Consider the following 16869-nt stretch of genomic DNA (forward strand, 5'->3'; position numbering starts at 1 on the left):
CGCGACGATCACAGGGCCGCCCCGGTGCCACCGGGTGCCGCGCGGGCGGGTGGGGCGTCGGGGCGAAGCGGTCCCGCCGACGGCGGAGGGCCGCCGACCGCGGGTACTTCACCGTAGACGACCGCACCGGCACCGACCAGGTCTGCCGGGCGGCTTCTGTCGGTGCCGCGGGTTATGGTCTGATCGACACACACGGGAGGCACTCGGTTGTTGTACGGCGCGTTGAAGGTCGTCCTCGGGGGGCCGTTGAAGGCCGTCTTCCGGCCCTGGGTGGAAGGCCTGGAGAACGTTCCCGCCGAGGGCCCCGCGATCCTGGCGAGCAACCATCTGTCGTTCTCCGACTCGTTCTTCCTGCCCGCGGTGCTGGACCGCAAGGTCACCTTCATCGCCAAGGCCGAGTACTTCACCACGCCCGGGGTCAAGGGGCGGCTGACCGCGGCGTTCTTCAAGGGCGTCGGCCAGCTGCCCGTGGACCGCTCCGGGGCGCGCGGCGCCGGCGAGGCGGCGGTGCGCAGCGGCATCGAAGTGATCGAGCGCGGCGAGCTGTTCGGCATCTACCCCGAGGGCACCCGGTCGCCCGACGGCCGCCTGTACCGGGGCAAGCCCGGCGGCCTCGCCCGGGTGGCCCTGGCCACGGGGGCGCCGGTGATCCCGGTCGCCATGATCGACACGGAGAAGATCCAGCCGCCGGGGAAGATCGTGCCCAAGCTGATGCGTCCGGGCATCCGCATCGGCAGACCGCTGGACTTCCGGCGCTACCAGGGCATGGAGCACGACCGCTTCGTGCTGCGCGCGGTGACCGACGAGGTCATGTACGAGATCATGAAGCTGTCCGGCCAGGAGTACGTGGACATCTACGCGACCGTGGCCAAGCGGCAGATCGCCGAGGCCGCGAAGGCCGAGAAGGAAGCGGAGAAGGCGGCGAAGGCGGCGAAGACCGCGCGGGCACAGGCAGGGAAGCAGGCCGGGCCGGACCAGCCGGAGCAGGACGACCGGGACGGTCGGTAGCGGCAGGGGCGCCGCACAGGACACGGGCGGGACCGCGGCGGGACGCGGACAGAGGGACAGTGGGGGACATGGCCGGGCGCGATCGGGTCATGAGGATGTCGGTCGAGCAGCCGCTGTGGCGGGCGCTGGCCGGGTACCGCGTGCTGACCATGGTGTACGCCGTCGCCCTGTTCGCCACCGGCTACGAGCGGTTCTCCCGCCCCTGGATCGCCATCGCCTACTACTGCGTGCTGTGCGGCTGGACCCTGGCCACGCTGCCCAAGGTCTCCGGCGCGGCGAGCTGCACCCGCGGCTTCCTCGTCGCCGACCTCACGCTCGCGGTGACCGGCATCCTGCTCACCCCGGTCGCCGACGCCGGGCACACCGCGGCCGGCGGGCCGACGCTGCCGTCGATCTGGACCGCCGGTTCCGTCCTGGCCTTCGCGGTGCGGGGCGGCTGGCGCTGGGCCGCCGTGGCGTCCACCGCGGTCGCCGTCGCCAACCTCCTCGAGCGCGGCACCCCGGCCCGGGACACGGTGCACAACGTGGTCCTGGTGTGGGTGGCGTCCATCGCGATCGGCTACGTCGTCGAGGTCGCCCGCGCCTCCGAGCGCACTCTCGCCCGCGCCCTGGAGATCCAGGCGGCGACCCGCGAGCGGGAGCGGCTGGCCCGGGACATCCACGACGGCGTGCTGCAGGTGCTGGCCATGGTGCAGCGGCGCGGCGCGGTCCTCGGCGGGGAGGCGGCCGAGCTGGGCCGGCTGGCCGGGGAGCAGGAGGCGGCACTGCGCACCCTCATCTCCGGCGGGCCGCTGCCCCGCCCCCGCACCCCGGGCGAGAACCCCGCGCCCACCGCGGCCGAGGCGGCGGCCGCCCTCGGGGACGAGGACCCGGCGGACGCCGACCGCGAACCGGCCGACCTGCGCACCCTGCTCGGCCCGTACGCCGGGAGCCGGGTCAGTGTCGCCGAACCGGGAGCCCCGGTGCTGCTGCCGCCCGCCGTCGCGCGGGAGGTGGCCGCCGCCGTGGGCGCGGCCCTGGACAACGTCCGCCGGCACGCGGGCGAGGACGCCCGGGCCTGGATCCTGATCGAGGACGAGCCGGACGCGGTGCGGGTGACCGTCCGGGACGACGGGCCCGGCATCCCCGAGGGCCGGCTGGCGCAGGCCGAGAGCGAGGGCCGGCTGGGGGTGTCGCACTCCATCCGGGGCCGGCTGCGCGACCTCGGCGGCAGCGCCGAGCTGATCTCCGTGCCCGGCCAGGGCACCGAGGTGGAACTGACCGTACCGAGGAAGGCGAGGGCGAAGGGCCGATGAGCGAGCAGCGGGACCCGATCAAGGTCATGGTGGTCGACGACCACCCGATGTGGCGCGACGCGGTCGCGCGGGACCTGACCGAGTCCGGCTTCGACGTGGTCGCCACCGCGGGCGACGGCGAGCAGGCGGTGCGCCGGGCCAAGGCGGCCGCCCCCGACGTGCTGGTGCTGGACCTGAACCTGCCGCTCAAACCCGGGGTGCAGGTGTGCAAGGAACTCGTCGCGCACGACCCGTCGTTGCGGGTGCTGGTGCTCTCGGCCAGCGGTGAGCACGCCGACGTGCTGGAGGCGGTGAAGTCGGGTGCGACGGGCTATCTGGTGAAGTCGGCGTCCACGCAGGAACTCCTGGACGCGGTGCGGCGCACCGCGGCCGGCGACGCGGTGTTCACGCCCGGTCTGGCCGGACTGGTCCTGGGCGAGTACCGGCGGCTGGCCGCCGAGCCGGCCCCCGCCCCCGGTGCGGACCACGCCGGTGAGCCGAGGACGCCCCGGCTCACCGAGCGGGAGACCGAGGTGCTGCGCCTGGTCGCCAAGGGGCTGAGCTACAAGCAGATCGCCGAACGCCTGGTGATCTCCCACCGCACGGTGCAGAACCATGTGCAGAACACCCTCGGCAAGCTCCAGCTGCACAACCGGGTCCAGCTGGTCCGCTATGCCATCGAACGAGGACTCGACGGCGAGTAAATCCGCTTCCAGGGACACCCCTCACCCTTTCGGGTGGATTTGTCGCTCTCAACTACGCGACGTTTTACCGGAATTGACCGTCCCGTCCCTCCAGGAGTGACGTACGTCACCCTTAGCGTGGCCTCACCAGGCAACCGCGGCGAAGGGACATTTCCATGCGGGTCGGAGTTCTGACCGGCGGCGGCGACTGCCCCGGGCTCAACGCCGTCATCCGGGGCGTCGTCCGCAAGGGCGTGCAGCAGTACGGCTACGACTTCGTCGGCTTCCGGGACGGCTGGCGAGGGCCCCTGGAGAACGACACCGTCCGTCTCGACATCCCGGCCGTGCGCGGCATCCTCCCCCGCGGCGGCACCATCCTCGGCTCCTCGCGCACCAACCCCCTCAAGCAGGAGGACGGCGTGCGGCGCATCAAGGACACCCTCGCCAAGCAGGAGGTCGACGCACTGATCGCGATCGGCGGCGAGGACACCCTGGGCGTCGCCGCCCGGCTCGGCGACGACTACGGCGTGCCCTGCGTCGGCGTGCCCAAGACCATCGACAACGACCTGTCGGCCACCGACTACACCTTCGGTTTCGACACCGCGGTCTCCATCGCCACCGAGGCCATCGACCGCCTGCACACCACCGCCGAGTCGCACAGGCGGGTCCTGGTCTGCGAGGTGATGGGCCGGCACGCCGGCTGGATCGCCCTGCACGCCGGGCTCGCCGGCGGCGCCAACGTCATCCTCATCCCCGAGCAGCGCTTCGACCTCGACCAGGTCTGCGCCTGGATCACCTCCCGCTTCCAGGCCTCCTACGCCCCGATCGTGGTAGTCGCCGAGGGCGCCATGCCCAAGGACGGCGACCTCATCCTCAAGGACACCTCCCGCGACTCCTTCGGACACGTGCGGCTCTCCGGGGTCGGCGAGTGGCTGGCGAAACAGATCGAGGAGCGCACCGGCAAGGAGGCGCGGACCACCGTCCTCGGGCACATCCAGCGCGGCGGCACCCCCACCGCCTTCGACCGCTGGCTGGCCACCCGATTCGGGCTGCACGCCATCGACTGCGTGCACGACGGCGACTTCGGCAAGATGGTCGCCCTGCGCGGCACCGACATCGTGCGCGTCCCGATCGCCGAGGCCACCGCCAAGCTCAAGACCGTCGACCCGAAGCTGTACGAGGAGATCGGCGTCTTCTTCGGCTGACCGCCCTCCGCGGGGCCCGCGCAGCACACCGCCGTGCGGGCCCCGGGCCGTTCACCGCGCCGTGCTCGCGCACAGCGGGAGGAGCAGCTCCCGCACGATCGCCGTCCCGTTCAGCGTCAGCACCGACTCCGGGTGGAACTGCACTCCCGCGAAGCCCGGCCCCCGCAGCGCGTGCACCTCCCCGTCCGCCGACCGGCTCACCTCGATGCCGTGCGCCGCCAGCTCCCGCGCCGCCTCGTCGTCGCAGCGGGCCGTGAAGCTGTTGTAGAACCCGACCGTCTCCGGCCGCCCGAACAGGTCGATCGTGGTCTGCGCCCCCTGGTACGGCACCTGCTTGCGGACGATGTCCAGTCCCAGCTCCGCCGCGATCAGCTCATGACCCAGGCACACGCCCAGCACCCCGTGCCGGCGCTCCTGGATCACGGCTGCCGCCAGCTCGCGCAGGAACCGCATTTTCGGATCGGCGGCGTCCGCCGGGTTGCCCGGGCCGGGGCCGAGCACCACCGGTCCGTCGTGCGCGAGCACGTCCGCCCGCAGCCCCGGCTCGTCGTAGCGCCGCACGGTCACCTCCAGGCCCGCCGAGCGCAGCACATGCGCGAGCATCGCGGTGAAGGTGTCCTCGCCGTCCACGACCAGGGCGTGCCCGGCGGTCTCGGACGGCCGCTGCTGCATCCGCAGCCAGAACGGCGCCAGCGACGCCCGGCGCCCGTCCAGCGCCTCGCGCACCCGCGGATCGTCCGCGAGCCGGGGCAGCTCCCGCTCGGCGCGCGGCCGGGCGGGACGCACGCCCAGCGCCGCCAGCACGCCCGCCGCCTTCGCATGGGTCTCCGCGGCCTCGCTCGCCGGATCCGAACCACGGACCAGCGTCGCGCCCACCGACACCGTCAGTCGCCCGGCCGTGTCGATGTCCGCGGTGCGGATGAGGATGGGGGAGTCCAACGTCTGCGCGCCCCCGCCGTCCCGGCCGAGCAGGGCGAGGGCCCCCGCGTAGTAGCCGCGGCCGCCGGACTCGTACCGTTCGATGACCCGGCAGGCGTTCTGCACCGGCGAGCCGGTGACGGTCGCCGCGAACATGGTCTGCCGCAGCACCTCCCGCACGTCCAGCGAGGACCGCCCGCGCAGCTCGTACTCGGTGTGCGCGAGATGCGCCATCTCCTTCAGCCGCGGCCCGACGACGACACCGCCCCGGTCGCCGACGGTGCACATCATCTTCAGCTCCTCGTCGACGACCATCGACAGCTCCTCGGTCTCCTTGCCGTCGGCGAGGAACTCCAGCAGGCTCTCGACGGTCGGCCCCTCGGCTGGATACCGGTACGTGCCGCTGATCGGGTTCATCACCACCGTGCCGCCCGAGCAGCGCACATGCACCTCCGGACTGGCTCCGACCAGGGTGCGCTCCCCGGTGTGCACGACGAACGTCCAGTACGCGCCGCGCTCGCCCTCGAGCAGCCGGCGGAACAGCGCCAGGGCGTCCGCCCGCCCGAAGCCGGGGATCTCGCCCCGGTAGGTGCGCCGGATCACGAAATTCGCGCCCTCGCCCGCGCCGATCTCGTCGCGCAGCACCCGGCCGACGATCCGCTCGTACTCCTCGTCGTCGACGTCGAAGCCGCCGCCCGTGACCCGCACCGGGTGCGCCGGCAGCTGCCGCAGCGCCTGCGTGAGCGGGACGGCATGCCGTTCCTCGGGCACCAGTGCCGCCAGCGGGGTGCCGTCGTCGCGGACGTCGAAGCCGCGCTCGCGGATCTGCCGGAAGGGCACCATCGCCAGGCACTCGTCGGGCAGGGCGGCCAGGCGCTCGAAGGTGCGCACCGGGCCGAGCAGCACCTCCACCAGATCGTGGTCGCCGCCCGGCGTGCGGCGCCTGAGCAGGGCGAAGGGGCGGGGGTCGGACAGCAGCCGAGCCAGGTTCACGGGTCCTCTTTCCGTTTCTCTTGCCGTCGGTCCGGCGAGGAACGACCCGGGTGCCGCATACGACGAAGGCCGCCCCTCGGGCGGCCTGTCGCGAAGTCGAGCGTACGCGCTGTCAGTGGGCCGCCACGGAAGCGGTCCACCACCACGTCTGGTGCGTCGGCACGTACATGCGAGGAACTGTAACGCATGTCGTCACCGCGGCGTGACGGCCGGGACGAGGTGACCGCCCGGGAGGTGTGCGGTCACGGACCGTGTCGTCTCATCTGTCGAGCAGGGCGGAGAACGACCCGCCGTGACCCCGTAAGGTGGACGGTGTGACCGTGAACGCTGATTCCCAAGCCGTCGCCGCACGAGCGACGTGGCACGATCTGCCCGCGGCGCAGCAGCCCGACTACCCCGATCCCGAGGCTCTGCGCGAAGTCGTCGCGGAGCTGGAGACCTATCCGCCGCTCGTCTTCGCAGGCGAGTGCGACCAGCTGCGCGCCCGGATGGCGGCCGTCGCCCAGGGTGAGGCGTTCCTGCTCCAAGGCGGGGACTGCGCCGAGTCCTTCGACGCGGTGTCCGCCGAACACATCCGGGCGAAGCTGAGGACGCTGCTGCAGATGGGCGCCGTGCTCACCTACGCCGCGTCCGTGCCGGTGGTCAAGGTCGGCCGTATCGCCGGCCAGTACTCCAAGCCACGCTCCAAGCCGACCGAGACCCGGGACGGGGTGACGCTGCCGGTCTACCGCGGCGACTCCGTCAACGGCTTCGAGTTCACCTCCGAGGCCCGCGTCCCGGACCCCGAGCGGCTGAAGCGGATGTACCACGCCTCGGCGGCCACGCTGAACCTGGTGCGCGCCTTCACCACCGGCGGCTACGCCGACCTGCGGCAGGTGCACGCCTGGAACCAGGACTTCGTGAAGTCCTCCCCGGCCGGCCAGCGCTACGAGCAGCTCGCCCGCGAGATCGACAACGCCCTGAACTTCATGCGGGCCTGCGGCGCGGACCCGGAGGAGTTCAAGACCGTCGAGTTCTACTCCTCGCACGAGGCGCTGCTGCTGGACTACGAGTCGGCGCTCACCCGGGTCGACTCGCGCACCGGCCAGCTGTACGACGTCTCCGCGCACATGGTGTGGATCGGTGAGCGCACCCGGCAGCTGGACCACGCGCACATCGAGTTCGCCTCGAAGATCCGCAACCCGATCGGCATCAAGCTCGGCCCCACCACGACGGCCGAGGAGGCGCTGCAGTACATCGACCGTCTCGACCCCGAGCGGGAGCCGGGCCGGCTGACCTTCATCGTGCGCATGGGCGCCGACAAGATCCGTGACAAGCTCCCCGAGCTGGTGGAGAAGGTCACCGCCTCCGGGGCGACCGTGGCCTGGGTGACCGACCCGATGCACGGCAACACCTTCGAGGCGGCCTCCGGGCACAAGACCCGCCGCTTCGACGACGTGCTCGACGAGGTCAAGGGCTTCTTCGAGGTGCACAAGGCGCTCGGCACCCACCCGGGCGGCATCCATGTGGAGCTGACCGGTGACGACGTCACCGAGTGCGTGGGCGGCGGCGACGAGATCTTCGTCGACGACCTGCACCAGCGCTACGAGACGGCCTGCGACCCGCGGCTGAACCGCAGCCAGTCCCTGGATCTGGCGTTCCTCGTCGCGGAGATGTACCGCAACCAGTGACGACGCCGTCCCGGACGGCGGGGTGGGGCGCGGATCACACAGGGTCCGCGCCCCGCTCGCTTTTCCGGCCTCCGCCCGCCAGGTAAGGTTAGGTTTGCCTCACCGAGATGGAGATGCTCGGGAGGGCGTTCCTGGTCCAATCCGGCGGGAGGTGAGCCGCGTGTATGTCTGCAGCTGCTTCGGCATCACCGAGCAGCAGGTGAAACAGCACGCGGAGAACGGCGCCTGCACGCCCCGCCAGATCGCCTCCGCCTGCAAGGCCGGCACCGACTGCGGCGGCTGTGTCCGCCGGATCCAGGCGCTGCTCGGCCGCGGCACCTGCCCGCGCCGGGAGCTGATCGACCGCGGCGCCCCCGCGTTCGGCCGGCTGCCCGCCGCCTCCTCCGCCGCGCGCCCGCGGGACCTGGACGACGCGGCCTGAGGCCCCGGTCGCGTCCCGCGGCGGCCGCTCAGGGCGAGGAGAATCCGTGGGTGCCCGGACCCGACGGGTCCGGCTGCTTCTGCTGCACGACCGTCGACAGGTACAGCGCCTCGCCCATCTTGTCCACCAGCTCCAGCTGGGTGTCGAGGTAGTCGATGTGGTGCTCCTCGTCGGCGAGGATCGCCTCGAAGACGTTGGCCGAGGTGATGTCCCCCTTGTCGCGCATGATCTCCACGCCCCGGCGCAGCCGGTCGACGGCCTCCGCCTCCAGCTGCCGGTCGGCCCGGAACATCTCGGTCACCGTCTGCCCGACCTGCACATGGAACAGCCGCTGGTAGTTGGGCAGCCCGTCCAGCAGCAGGATGCGGTCGGTCAGCAGCTCCGCGTGCCGCATCTCGTCGAAGGACTCGTCACGGGTGTACTTCGCGAGCTTCGTCCACCCCTTGTGGTCCTGCAGCTTCGCGTGCAGGAAGTACTGGTTGATCGCGGTGAGCTCGGCGGTCAGCTGCTCGTTGAGCAGTTCGATGACCTCGGGGTCGCCTTGCATCGCGGTGCGCTCCTTCCGGACAGCCCTGGGGTCCGCATGATGTCACCGGTATCCATAACCTTCCAGTAAGTTCACGCTTAGTGGGAAATGCCGGTTTTGTTCCTCGCGTGGTCCGGTGCACCCCCTCCCGTCTGTCAGGATGGAGGCATGGGTCAGCCGGAGCAGAGAGGATCGACAGGGGCGCCGCAGGCAGCGTCGGAGCAGGCGGCGCGGCGGGGACTCCCGCCGGGGCAGCGGCTGCAGCGCGGCTGGCCGGTCACTCACTACGGGCCGGTGCCCAAGTTCCGGCCCGAGCGCTGGGAGTTCCGGGTGTTCGGCGCGACCGCCGACGGCGAGAAGCACTGCTGGACGCACGAGGAGTTCACGGCCCTGCCCTACACGACCGTGGTGGGCGACCTGCACTGCGTGACGAAGTACAGCATGCTCGGCGCCGAGTGGGGCGGCGTCCCCGCCCGCACCGTCCTCGAGATCGCCCCGCCCGCTCCGGACGTCACCCATGTGATGGTCTGGGCCGAGTACGGCTTCAGCTCCAATCTGCGCCTGTCGGACTTCACCGCCGAGACCACCTTGTTCGCCACCCACAAGGACGGCGAACTGCTCACCGCCGAGCACGGCTTCCCGCTGCGCCTCGTCGTCCCGCACCTGTACGCCTGGAAGGGCCCCAAGTGGGTGCGGGGCGTGGAGTACATGACCAGCGACCGCCGCGGCTTCTGGGAGGAACGCGGCTACCACAACATCGGCGACCCCTGGAAGGAACAGCGCTACTCCTACCAGGAGGAACCGGGAGACGGGCCGGAGCTGTGAGACGGCCGCCGCGGCTCGGCCGGCCCCGCACCGAGCGCCGGACGTCCGGGCTCAGCCGGCCCTGAGCTTCTTCAGCCGCTCCACGTCGGCCGCATGGCCCTCCTTGCCGCCGGGCGTCTCGATGACCAGCGGCACGCCCGCGGTGGCCGGGTGGGTCGTCAGGGCGCGGAACGGCTCCTCGCCGATGTGACCGGCACCGATGTTCGCGTGCCGGTCCTTGTGCGCGCCCGCCACGTCCTGGGAGTCGTTGGCGTGGATCAGCTTCAGCCGGCCCGGGCCGACCGTCTCCACCAGCGCGTCCAGCGTCCGGTGCACGCCGTCCGGCTCGGCCAGGTCGTGCCCGGCGGCGAACACATGGCAGGTGTCCAGGCACACCCCGAGCTTCGGGTGGGCGTCGAGCGCCTCGAAGTACGGCCCGAAGTCCTCCATCCGGGCACACAGCGAGGCACCCTGCCCGGCCGTGGACTCCAGCAGCAGGAACGGGTCCTCGTCGTCCAGCTCCTCCAGCAGCGGCAGCAGGCGCCGGCGCACCTGTCGCAGCGCCGTCCGCCGCTGCCGTCCGCCGGTCGCGCTGCCGGTGTGCACCACCACGCCCGCGGCGCCGATCTGCCGGCCCCGCCGCAGCGAGTGCCGCAGCGAGTCCACCGAGCGGTCGACGGTGGCCTCGGTGTGCGAACCGAAGTTGATCAGATAGGGGGCGTGCACGTACACCGGCAGGGACGCCTCGGCACAGGCGGTGCGGAACGCGTCGTCCTGCTGCGCGTTCCCGTCGGGCGTGGCCCAGCCCCGCGGATTGGCGACGAAGACCTGCACGGTCTCCGCCCCGATCTCACGGGCGTACGCCAGGCCCACCTTGTGCAGTCCGCCGGCCACGGGCACATGGCCGCCGACGGGATTGCGCGGCACGGGGGAGGAAGAGGGTGGGGTCATGACACCCCCAGCATGCCAGCCCGTGCGGAGCGCCGCCGAGGGGCCCCGGGACCGGGCACCCCCAGCTCCCGCTCACCGGATGGTGATCGTGATCGTCGATCCCCTCGGGGCGCGGTCGCCGCCCTCGACCGACTGCTTCTTCACCGTGTCGCCGAACAGCCCGAGCAGCCCGCGGTCCTCCTTCACCCGGAAGCCGGCCTCCTGAAGGGTCCGCTTGGCCTCGTCCACGCTGTCCCCGGTGACGTCCGGCACCTCGACCAGCTCCGGGCCCTTGGACAGGGTGAGCGTGACCGTGTCGCCCTCGGCCAGCTGCCCGCCGGCCGGCGGGTTCTGCCGGGCGACCTGGCCCGCGTCGAACTCCGAGGTGACCCGCTGCGGGGCGACGGTGACCTTCAGGCCCGCCTCCCCGAGGTCGGCCGTCGCCTCGTCGAGGTCCTCCCCGGTGACGTCCGGCACCTCCACGGGCCGGCCGCGGCTGACGACCAGGGCGATCGCCGAGCCGGAGTGCCGCTCGGTGCCCGCCGGCGGGTCGGTGCGGATCACCGTGCCCTTGGGGACGTCCTCGCTGAACGCCCGGCTGACCATGCCCGGCTCCAGTCCGGCCGCGCGCAGCCGCTGCCGGGCCGTGTCCAGGGAGCGGCCGGCCACGTCGGGCACCCGGACGGTCTCCGGGCCGTCGGAGACGGTGAGCGTGACCGAACCGTGGTCGCGGATACGGGCGCCGGGCGACGGGTCGGTGCTGATGACCGTGCCCCGGGCGACGGTGTCGCTGTGGGCGTGCTCGACGCCGCCGACCTTCAGCCCGGCCTCCTCCAGCCGCTGCCGGGCCTGCGCCTCGGTCTTGGACAGCAGCGGCGGCACCGTCGTGAACTGGCCGGCGTTGATGTACCACAGGCCGGCGCCGCCCACGAGGAGAAGCACGACGGCGGCCACGGCGGCCAGCAGCGCGCGCCGGCGGCGCAGCCCGCCCGCCCGGCGACCGCCCGCGTCCGGGACCGGCGTGTCCAGCCGGCTGGTGCGGTGGAAGGCGTCGGTCGGCTCCTCGTCCCCGTCCACGGGCAGCGGACGCGGCACCGCCAGGGCGCGCGGCAGGACGCTGGTGCGGTCCTCGGCGTTGTCGTGGCCGGTGGTGCGGGCCTGCGGGGGCAGCGCGTCCAGCTCCTCGTCGCCTAGCCGGCCGCGGGCCTCGCGCACCCGCGCCAGCAGCGCCACCGCGTCGGCCGGACGGTCCTCGGGGGTGCGTGCGGTGGCCGCCGAGACCAGCTGGTCCAGCTCCGCCGACAGGCCCGGCACCGCCGCGGACGGCGGCGGCACGTCCTCGTTCACATGCCGGTAGAGCACCTGGGCCGGGGTCTCGCCCTGGTGGGGCTTGGCCCCGGTGAGCATCTCGTAGAGCATCACCCCGCACGCGTAGACGTCCACGCGCGGCGAGGCGGTGCCCTCCTCGATCTGCTCCGGCGCGAGATAGGAGACCGTGCCGAGCACCGTGCCGGTGGTGTGGGTGACCGCGTCCACCGCCCGCACCAGTCCGAAGTCGGCGACCTTGACCCGGCCGTCGTCCCCTATCAGGACGTTCTCCGGCTTCATGTCGCGGTGCACGAAGCCGGCGCGGTGCGCGGCGCCCAGCGCCGCCAGCACCGGCTCCAGGATGTCCAGCGCGGCCCGCACCGGCAGGGCCCCGCGTTCGCGCAGCACGTCCCGCAGGGTGCAGCCGGAGACGTACTCCATGGCGAGGTAGACGTACGACCCGTCGGTGCCCTGGTCGAACACCCCGACGACGTTCGGGTGGTCCAGGCGGGCGGCGGACTTCGCCTCCCGGATGAACCGCTCCACGAAGGAGGCGTCCGCCGCGAGCGAGGGATGCATCACCTTCAGCGCGAGCACGCGGTCCAGCCGCGTGTCCAGGGCCCGGTAGACGGTCGCCATGCCTCCGACGGCTATCCGCGCGTCGATGCGATACCGGCCGTCGAGCACCTGCCCGACCAGAGGGTCCTGAAGGGTCGTGTCCACGCAGGCGAGTCTACGAGCCGCCCCCGACAGCGACGTCCCGCTCGGTGCCCTCGGTGGCGGACTGCGGCCGACCTGTGACGCCGTCCGCACGTGTGTGCGGAAAAGCGGGACGCTCCGGGTCCAGCCGGGCCAGCCCCTCGGTGGGGGAGGAGGCCTCGGCGAAGAACCGCTTGGGGATGCGGCCCGCCCGCCGGGCCAGCCGGCCCGCGGTCACCGCGTGCCGCATCGCCTCGGCCATCAGCACCGGGTCCTGCGCCCGCGTCACCGCGGAGGCGAGCATCACCCCCGCACAGCCCAGCTCCATCGCCAGGGCCACGTCCGAGGCGGTGCCCGCGCCCGCGTCCAGGATCACCGGCACCTCGGCCTGATCCACGATCAGCTCGAAGTTGTGCGGGTTGCGGATGCCGAGTCCGGAGCCGATCGGCGAGCCCAGCGGCATGATCGCGGCACAGCCGGCGTCCTGCAGCTTCCGGGCGAGCACCGGGTCGTCGTTGGTGTACGGCAGCACCGTGAAACCGTCGTCGACCAGCGTCTCCGCGGCGTCCAGCAGCTCGATCGGGTCCGGCAGCAGGGTGCGCTCGTCGGCGATGACCTCCAGCTTGACCAGGTCGGTGCCCAGCGCCTCGCGGGCCAGCCGCGCGGTGAGCACCGCCTCGCCGGCGGTGAAGCAGCCCGCCGTGTTGGGCAGCACCTGGATGTCCAGCTTCCGCAGCACGGACAGCACCGAGCCGTGCACCGACGGGTCGACCCGGCGCATCGCCACCGTGGTCAGTTCGGTGCCGGAGGCCGTCAAGGCCCGCTCCAGCACCTCCAGGCTGGGCGCCCCGCCGGTGCCCATGATCAGGCGGGAGGCGAACGTGCGGCCGCCGAGGACGAGAGGGTCGTCGGTCATGGGTCAGCCTCCCTGGACGGCGGTCAGCACCTCGACACGGTCGCCGTCACGCAGCGGTGTCGAGGCCCAGCGGGCGCGTGGCACGACGGTCTCGTTGAGGGCGGCGGCCACGCCCGAGGGTGCGGCGGTCAGGGAACGCACGACCGCGTCGAGGGACGTGCCGGGCGCCACCTGGCGGGGTTCACCGTTGACGGAGACGGTCACGTGGGCGACGGAGACGTTCATGCGGGCAGCTCCGTGAGGACGGCGGTGCGAAAGCGCCGCGGGGTGAAGGGGCGGGCGACGTCCGGCAGCTCGCCGGTGGTCAGGGCGTGCGCCAGGGCGTCGCCGGTGACGGGCGTGAGCAGCACGCCGTTGCGGTAGTGGCCGGTGGCCAGCAGCAGTCCGGGCAGCTCGGTCGGCCCGAGCAGCGGCGCGTTGTCCGGGGAGCCGGGCCGCAGCCCGGCGCGGGTCTCGGTCAGCGGCAGCTCGGTGATGCCGGGCACCAGCTCGTGCGCGTCGCGCAGCAGCTCGTACACCCCGCCCGCGGTCACCGTGGTGTCCCAGCCCAGCTCCTCGGTGGTCGCGCCGATCACCAGCTCGCCGCTGAGCCGCGGCACGAGGTACACCTGGCTGCCGCGCACCACGGCCCGCACGGTGCGGTTCAGGAAGGGCGCGTACCGCTTGGGCACGGTCAGCCGCACCACCTGCCCCTTCACCGGCCGCACCGGCGGCAGCACGTCGTCGGGCACGCCGGCGAGCTGCCCGCTGCGGCTGCCCGCCGCGAGCACCACCTGCTCGGCGCCGAGCCGTGTGCCGTCGCGCAGCTCGCAGCCCGCGGCCCGGTCCTGTTGCACGACGAGACGCTCGGCCCACGCCCGGTGGAAGACCACCCCGGCCCGCTCGCAGGCCGCCACCAGCGCGGCGGCCAGCCGCCGGGGGTCGATCTGGTGGTCGCCGTCCACCCGCAGCCCGCCGCGGACGCCGGGCGCGAGCATCGGCTCCAGACGCCGGCACTCCCGCCCGGACAGCCACTCCGACTCCAGACCCGAGGCCCGCTGCAGGGCGTGCAGTTCGCGCAGGTGAGCGCGGTCGTCGGCGTCCAGTGCGACGGCCAGGGTGCCGCAGCGGCGGTAGCCGAGGTCGTGGCCGGTCAGCTCGGACAGCTCGGCGGCGAAGTCCGGGTAGCGGCGCGCGGAGGCGAGGTTCAGCCCGAGCAGGGTCTGCTCGCCGTGGTGCAGCTCGGTGACGGCGGCCAGCATCCCCGCGGCCACCTGCGCGGCCCCGCCGCCGGGCTCGGGGTCCACCACCGCCGTGCGCAGGCCGCGCTGCGCCGCGCGCCAGGCGGTGACGAGACCGATGACGCCGCCCCCGATCACGAGGACGTCCGAAGTACGTGACAACGACATGGGCGAAACGCCCCTCCCTTCGCCGGCATGACCCGGATCAGGTTCGTACGGTCGGAGGCCGCCAGCCTCCCTCTCAGCCCGGTGCGTCCGGGCTCCCGCGCATGCTTGTACGGCCACCCTAGCCGCCGGGCCGCGATCTTGTAAGAGCGGGGCGGGCCCGCCCGCCGGGGCAGCGGCCCGGCCCGCGAGCCCCCGTGGAGAAGGGCCGTACGTCCCCTCGCCCCGTGCCCTGCGGGACGCGGGCTGTCTATGGTGATCAGGTGAGCGAGCAGACGCAGGAGAAGAACCCGGGCGGTCCGCGGCGCGTGGTCGTCGTCGGGGCGGGCATGGCCGGCGTGCAGACCGCGGTCGCGCTGCGCGAGGAGGGCTTCACCGGCACCGTCACCCTGATCGGCGCCGAACCCCACCAGCCCTACGACCGGCCGCCGCTGTCCAAGGCCGTGCTGCTCGGCACGGCCGAGGGCTCCGCCTTCGACATCGACTTCGAGGCGCTGTCGCTCCGGCTCCGCCTGGGCTGCGAGGCGCTGGCCGTGCACCCCGCGGAGCACGTGCTGGACACCTCCGAAGGGCCGGAGCCCTACGACGTGCTGGTGCTGGCCACCGGCGCCGAACCGGTCCGCCTGCCGGGCACCGAGGGCGTCCCCGGCGTCCACCTGCTGCGCACCCTGGACGACGCGGCCCGGCTGCGGCCGGTGCTCACCGGCCGGCAGGACGTCGTCGTGGTCGGTGCCGGCTGGATCGGTGCCGAGTTCGCCACCGCCGCACGCGAGGCGGGCTGCGCGGTGACGGTCGTGGAGGCCGCCGACCGGCCGCTGGCGGGCGTCCTGCCCGCCGAGGTGACCGCGCCGATGGCCGCCTGGTACGCGGAGAGCGGCGTGACGCTGCGCACCGACGCCCGCGTCGAGCGGGCCGAGCCGGGTGCGGTGGTGCTCGACGACGGCACACGGCTGCCCGCGGGCGCCGTCGTCGTGGGCATCGGCGCCCGCCCCGCCACCGCCTGGCTGGCCGGCTCCGGCATCGAGCTGGGCGCGCACGGCGAGGTGCTCGCCGACGACCGCCTGCGCACCTCGGTGCCGGACGTGTACGCGGTCGGCGACTGCGCCTCCTTCCCCTCCGCGCGCTACGGCGAACGTCTGCTCGTGCACCACTGGGACAACGCCCTCCAGGGCCCCCGCACCGTCGCCGCCCAGGTGATGGGCCGGGACGTGGTCTACGACCCGGTGCCGTACTTCTGGTCCGAGCAGTTCGGCCGGTTCGTGCAGTACGCCGGCCATCACACGGACGCCGACAGCATGGTCTGGCGCGGCGATGCGAGCGGCCCGGCCTGGTCGGTGTGCTGGCTGCGCGAGAACCGGCTGGTCGCCCTGCTCGCCGTCGGCCGGCCGCGGGACGTGGCCCAGGGCAGGCGGCTGATCGAGTCCGGCCGGCCGCTCGACCCCGCCCTGCTGCCGGACGCGTCGCGTCCGCTGAAGGCGGCGGTCGCCGCGTAGGCGCAGTGCCCCGTGACGGTCGGGGGAACGGCTCGGGGTCGTCCGCGACCGCGACGAGGTCGCGAACCGGCCACGGCACGGCCGCGGACCGCCCGGCCGCCGGGCGGCTCGTCCGCCCCCGCGCGCGTCCTGCCGTGTGATCTTCGCCGCGACGGGTCGTCGCAGGTGGACGCGGTTGGCTTCCGACTGTCGGTGGCAGATGGCAGGCTTGGTTGCGTGACCGAGATTGACGCGAAGATCGATGCTCTCGTCCCCGCCTGGCTCACCCTTCCCGACGTCGCCGAACGGCTCGGCGTCGAGGTGACGCGGGTGCGGCAGCTGGTCAAGGAGGGCCAGCTCATCGCCGTGCGCCGGGGGGAGAACCGGGTGCTGCAGGTTCCCGCCGCCTTCATCGACGGGGGCAAGATCGTCAAGGGCCTCACCGGCACCCTGACGCTCCTGCGGGACGACGGCTTCACGGTCGAGGAAATGATCGAGTGGCTGTTCACCGCCGACCCGACCCTGCCCGGCACCCCCGCGCAGGCCCTGAGGGAGAATCGGGGCACCGAGGTGAAGCGCCGCGCCCAGGCGCTCGCCATCTGACCAGCCGGATCATCCTGCTGACCAGCCGGATCGTCCTGACCGGCCGGATCATCC

General features: G+C 73.2%; 15 protein-coding genes, 1 pseudogene and 1 riboswitch. Of the genes and pseudogenes, 9 read left to right on the forward strand and 7 right to left on the reverse strand.

The window, feature by feature from the left end; genetic code table 11:
* Nucleotides 1-210: 210 nt before the first annotated feature.
* The 4 genes from OG899_RS19865 to OG899_RS19880 all read left to right on the forward strand — a co-directional run bounded on the left by OG899_RS19865 (nt 211) and on the right by OG899_RS19880 (nt 4170).
* On the forward strand, nt 211-1008 hold the full coding sequence (locus OG899_RS19865) for a 1-acyl-sn-glycerol-3-phosphate acyltransferase (protein ID WP_185867848.1): 798 nt from the start codon (nt 211-213) through the stop codon (nt 1006-1008).
* Nucleotides 1009-1076: 68 nt separating this feature from the next.
* A complete protein-coding gene (gene macS, locus OG899_RS19870) occupies nt 1077-2303 on the forward strand; it encodes a MacS family sensor histidine kinase (RefSeq protein ID WP_168132187.1) in 1227 nt (408 codons plus the stop codon).
* Nucleotides 2300-2986, forward strand: coding sequence for a response regulator transcription factor (locus OG899_RS19875; RefSeq protein WP_125498061.1), 687 nt, complete (start codon nt 2300-2302; stop codon nt 2984-2986). Before macS ends, OG899_RS19875 begins: the two co-directional genes overlap by 4 nt.
* A 155-nt stretch (nt 2987-3141) precedes the next feature.
* Nucleotides 3142-4170 carry a 6-phosphofructokinase gene (locus OG899_RS19880; RefSeq protein WP_125498060.1) on the forward strand — a complete coding sequence of 343 codons (1029 nt, stop codon included), beginning with the start codon at nt 3142-3144 and terminating at the stop codon, nt 4168-4170.
* Nucleotides 4171-4221: 51 nt separating this feature from the next.
* Here the strand turns inward: OG899_RS19880 and OG899_RS19885 are convergent, their stop codons facing one another.
* The gene (locus OG899_RS19885) at nt 4222-6081 is read right to left on the reverse strand and encodes an anthranilate synthase family protein (RefSeq protein ID WP_168132189.1); all 1860 of its coding nucleotides are present in this window, start codon (nt 6079-6081) and stop codon (nt 4222-4224) included.
* Nucleotides 6082-6395: 314 nt separating this feature from the next.
* On the opposite strand from OG899_RS19885, the gene OG899_RS19890 reads away from it, so the two are divergent.
* Together OG899_RS19890 and OG899_RS19895 are read left to right on the forward strand one after the other, a co-directional pair.
* Nucleotides 6396-7751, forward strand: coding sequence for a class II 3-deoxy-7-phosphoheptulonate synthase (locus OG899_RS19890; RefSeq protein WP_125498058.1), 1356 nt, complete (start codon nt 6396-6398; stop codon nt 7749-7751).
* Nucleotides 7752-7911: 160 nt separating this feature from the next.
* A complete protein-coding gene (locus OG899_RS19895; protein ID WP_251505543.1) occupies nt 7912-8172 on the forward strand; it encodes a (2Fe-2S)-binding protein in 261 nt (86 codons plus the stop codon).
* Between the two features lie 28 nt (nt 8173-8200).
* Here OG899_RS19895 and bfr read toward each other — a convergent pair whose 3' ends face one another.
* Nucleotides 8201-8719: a bacterioferritin gene (gene bfr, locus OG899_RS19900; protein ID WP_125498056.1), complete on the reverse strand. Its 519-nt coding sequence runs from the start codon at nt 8717-8719 to the stop codon at nt 8201-8203.
* A 147-nt stretch (nt 8720-8866) separates the two neighbouring features.
* On the opposite strand from bfr, the gene OG899_RS19905 reads away from it, so the two are divergent.
* A complete protein-coding gene (locus tag OG899_RS19905; protein ID WP_125498055.1) occupies nt 8867-9523 on the forward strand; it encodes a sulfite oxidase-like oxidoreductase in 657 nt (218 codons plus the stop codon).
* 51 nt (nt 9524-9574) lie between these two features.
* On the opposite strand, the gene OG899_RS19910 is transcribed toward OG899_RS19905, so the two are convergent.
* From OG899_RS19910 to thiO, 5 genes and pseudogenes are all read right to left on the reverse strand, one after another.
* Complete coding sequence (locus OG899_RS19910) at nt 9575-10453, reverse strand: deoxyribonuclease IV (protein WP_125498054.1); 879 nt, start codon at nt 10451-10453, stop codon at nt 9575-9577.
* A 72-nt stretch (nt 10454-10525) separates the two neighbouring features.
* Nucleotides 10526-12463, reverse strand: coding sequence for a Stk1 family PASTA domain-containing Ser/Thr kinase (gene pknB, locus OG899_RS19915; RefSeq protein ID WP_168132191.1), 1938 nt, complete (start codon nt 12461-12463; stop codon nt 10526-10528).
* 100 nt (nt 12464-12563) lie between these two features.
* A pseudogene (locus OG899_RS19920) lies at nt 12564-13355 on the reverse strand (thiazole synthase); the annotation flags it as partial.
* 3 nt (nt 13356-13358) lie between these two features.
* Nucleotides 13359-13559: a sulfur carrier protein ThiS gene (gene thiS / locus OG899_RS19925; RefSeq protein ID WP_125498091.1), complete on the reverse strand. Its 201-nt coding sequence runs from the start codon at nt 13557-13559 to the stop codon at nt 13359-13361.
* 17 nt (nt 13560-13576) lie between these two features.
* Nucleotides 13577-14743 (reverse strand): glycine oxidase ThiO, encoded by a 1167-nt coding sequence (thiO, locus tag OG899_RS19930; RefSeq protein WP_125498052.1) that lies wholly within the window; start codon nt 14741-14743, stop codon nt 13577-13579.
* Nucleotides 14740-14852, reverse strand: a riboswitch (TPP riboswitch). (Overlaps the previous gene by 4 nt.)
* A gap of 151 nt (nt 14853-15003) precedes the next feature.
* Between thiO and OG899_RS19935 the strand changes: the two genes are divergently transcribed.
* Together OG899_RS19935 and OG899_RS19940 are read left to right on the forward strand one after the other, a co-directional pair.
* The gene (locus tag OG899_RS19935; protein WP_125498051.1) at nt 15004-16233 is read left to right on the forward strand and encodes an NAD(P)/FAD-dependent oxidoreductase; all 1230 of its coding nucleotides are present in this window, start codon (nt 15004-15006) and stop codon (nt 16231-16233) included.
* Nucleotides 16234-16449: 216 nt separating this feature from the next.
* Complete coding sequence (locus tag OG899_RS19940) at nt 16450-16815, forward strand: Rv2175c family DNA-binding protein (RefSeq protein WP_125498050.1); 366 nt, start codon at nt 16450-16452, stop codon at nt 16813-16815.
* Nucleotides 16816-16869: the final 54 nt, after the last annotated feature.

Source organism: Streptomyces thermoviolaceus, from assembly GCF_045209695.1.
GTDB lineage: Bacteria > Actinomycetota > Actinomycetes > Streptomycetales > Streptomycetaceae > Streptomyces > Streptomyces thermoviolaceus.